The 3,041-nt window shown below is 54.9% G+C and carries 2 protein-coding genes and 2 pseudogenes; all 4 read left to right on the top strand.

Annotation, left to right across the window (positions count from 1 at the left end):
• Window positions 1-9: 9 nt before the first annotated feature.
• Entirely contained in the window at window positions 10-678 is a 669-nt protein-coding gene (rplA, locus tag ACOSYY_RS03545; protein WP_421660890.1) for a 50S ribosomal protein L1, read from the top strand.
• A gap of 100 nt (window positions 679-778) precedes the next feature.
• A pseudogene (gene rplJ, locus ACOSYY_RS03540) lies at window positions 779-1,285 on the top strand (50S ribosomal protein L10); the annotation flags it as partial.
• Window positions 1,286-1,312: 27 nt separating this feature from the next.
• On the top strand, window positions 1,313-1,714 hold the full coding sequence (rplL, locus tag ACOSYY_RS03535; RefSeq protein WP_421660889.1) for a 50S ribosomal protein L7/L12: 402 nt from the start codon (window positions 1,313-1,315) through the stop codon (window positions 1,712-1,714).
• 123 nt (window positions 1,715-1,837) lie between these two features.
• Window positions 1,838-3,041: pseudogene (locus tag ACOSYY_RS03530) on the top strand (DNA-directed RNA polymerase subunit beta); the annotation flags it as partial.

Below are 3,041 nucleotides of genomic sequence, written 5' to 3'. Positions count from 1 at the left end.
AATGCGGCGATCAAGAATGTCGAGCCGCGCGTCTTTGGGTTGCGGGAGGCTGTTGAAACCGTGAAGCGGTCGGCCTATGCGAAGTTTGATGAATCGGTCGATCTCGCGCTCAGGCTGGGAATCGATCCGAAGCGCTCGGATCAACTGGTTCGAGGGACGGCTTCGCTTCCCCATGGAACAGGGAAAAAGGTTCGTGTCCTGGTATTTGCTAAAGGTGAAAAGGAGCAGGAAGCGCGGCAAGCGGGGGCTGACTATGTTGGGGCCGACGACTTGATGGAAAAAATCAAGGGCGGGTGGATGGATTTCGATTGCGCAATTGCCACGCCGGACCTTATGGCCTCTGTCGGAAAACTCGGTAAGGTGCTTGGGCCTCGCGGGCTGATGCCGAATCCCAAGACCGGCACCGTGACTTTCGAAGTTGGAAAAGCGGTCACCGACATCCGAAAGGGGCGTGTCGAGTTCAAGGTTGAGAAGGCCGGTATCGTACATGTGCCGGTGGGAAAAGTATCCTTCGATCCTGTAAAGCTGTACGACAATGCGTCGGCCATTATTGAATCCGTCATCAAGGCGAAGCCGGCCTCATGCAAGGGGCGTTATCTCAAAAGCGCCACGATCGCGAGCACGATGGGGCCCGGTGTGAAATTGGATACCGTTGCGCTGACCAAGCAGTGGAGCTGAGAAACGCGTTCGGCATGAATTGTTCGTCATGATTTGCGGGACGGGTTACGTGCTACGTGTATATGTAAATGAATAATGATTAGCGACGAGAGAGGAAGCGATGAAGAAGGAAGAGAAGATTACGGCAGTGGCGGAATTGACTGAAAAATTCGGTCGCGCGCGGCTAGCCATTCTGACGGAATGTGTCGGTCTTCCGGTCAACCAAGTTACCGAGTTGCGCAAACAACTCCGTGGAGCAAAGGCGGAATATCGAATCGGAAAGAAGATGCCAGCGGCGCGCCCCGCGGAAGGGACGATATTGGCCGGACTCAAAGCTCATCTCAAAGGTCCGACCGGGGTGATCATCGGCTATGACGATCCGGTGTTGCCCACGAAGGTGCTGAAGGATTTCATCGGAGCGGAGAAGCGCGAAGAGAAGATTCGGATGACGGCCGGGGTGCTGGAAGGCAAAATCCTCCAGCCGGATGAACTGGTCGCCGTTGCGAAGCTGCCGAAGAAAGAAGTGCTCGTGGCAATGTTACTTTCGGCCATGCAGGGGCCGATTCGCGGCGTCGTCTATACTTTGAGCGCGGTCTTGTCGAAGTTTGTGCGAGTCATTGCAGCCATTCAAGATAAACGGAAAGGAGAAGGGGACATGCCAGCTACGGAAGCAAAATTATCACAAGAGGAATTGATCAAGGCGATCGAAAGCATGAGCGTGCTCGATCTGGCGGAACTGGTGAAAGGGCTTGAGACGCGGTTTGGCGTGACGGCGGCGGCGCCGGTCGCAGTGGCTGCGGCTCCGGCGGCGGGCGGTGGGGCGGCTGCTCCTGCCGAAGAGAAGACGGCATTCGACGTCGTTCTCGCGTCGGCACCGGCCGACAAGAAAATCCAGATCATTAAGGTGGTGCGTGAGCTCACGAGTCTTGGCCTGAAGGAAGCCAAGGATCTCGTGGAGGGCGCGCCGAAGCCGGTCAAGACCGGAGTGGCCAAGGAAGAAGCCGATACCGTGAAGAAGAAGCTCGAAGAAAGCGGTGCCAAAGTCGAAATCAAGTAAGAAGCTCGTTCGTCATCGTCGCGGCTCTTTCAATTTCTCTGAAGACCGACGTATCGTGGTGTCTTGGAAATGTGTCGCGACAGGTGGCTGCTGTTCACCGCCAACCAGCGTGGAGGAGTAGGAATGTCCGAAACGACTCTGCAGGAGTTCGTCGAGCGGAAAGATTTTTCTCGCATTCGAACCAACATCGATATTCCCGATCTGATCGAAATTCAGAAGCGCTCCTACGAAGAGTTTTTGCAGTTTGAGGTCGAATCGGAGCGTCGGAAGGATTATGGGTTGCAGGCGGCGTTGGCCAGCGTGTTTCCAATTCCGGATTATAACAACACGGCTGTGCTCGAATTCTCGAGTTACACCTTGGGGACGCCAAAGTACGACGAGCGCGAATGTCTTGAACAGGGTATGACCTTCGCGGTTCCGTTGAAACTGCGTGTCCGGCTGGTGGTGCTCGATAAGGAGGATAAGGGACCTCGCAAGAAAGTGCTCGATGTGCGTGAGCAGGAAGTCTATGTTGGTGAATTGCCGCTCATGACCGAGCGAGGAACTTTTATCGTCAACGGGACCGAGCGAGTCGTCGTCAGTCAGCTTCACCGGTCGCCGGGCGCGTCGTTTACGCATGACAAGGGTCGAACCCATGCGAGCGGCAAGGTGTTGTACTCGGCCCGAATTATTCCCTATCGGGGCTCATGGCTCGACTTCGAATTCGATGCTAGGGATATTCTCTATGTACGGATCGATCGCCGTCGGAAAATGCCGGCTACCATTCTGTTGAAAGCCTTCGGTTTTTCGAGCGACGACTTGCTGAAGATGTATTACCCTGTCGAAGAGATTCGCGTGTCGAAGGGGAAGATGTTCCGCAAGCTTGATCCGGAAATCCACCATGGACTTCGGTGTTCCGCCGAGGTGACCGACAAAGGCGGCAAGGAACCGCTGGTGCGGGAAGGAGCCAGGTTGACGAGAGGCCTGATTGCCAAGCTAAAGGCGTCGGGAGTGAAGGAAATCCCCTTACTGCCAGCAGAGTTGGTGGGGCGTGCCATTCTCACGGAATTGGTCGACTCGAAGAAGAACAAATTGACAGAGAAGAATCAGCGATTGACAGCCGAGATGGTCGAGCAGATCGCTGAAAGCGATGTGGAAGAATTCAAAGTTATTTATCTGGATATGGCGACCGCGACTCCGGTGATTCTTGATACCTTGGAGATGGAGAAAATCGGGTCGAAGGAGGAAGCGATGGTTGAAATCTACCGTCGTCTCCGTCCCGGCGAGACGCCGTCGGTCGATACCGCGAGGGCATTGTTCGACAATCTATTTCTGAATTCCAAACGCT

This window comes from Nitrospira sp. BLG_2 (assembly GCF_049222245.1).
The sequence above is the reverse complement of the archived record's forward strand: the minus strand, read 5'-3'. Positions and strand labels throughout refer to the sequence as shown.

Excerpts from the sequence above, each read along its gene's own strand:
- rplL (WP_421660889.1), top strand. The coding sequence starts at position 1,313 with ATGCCAGCTACGGAAGCAAAATTATCACAAGAGGAATTGATCAAGGCG.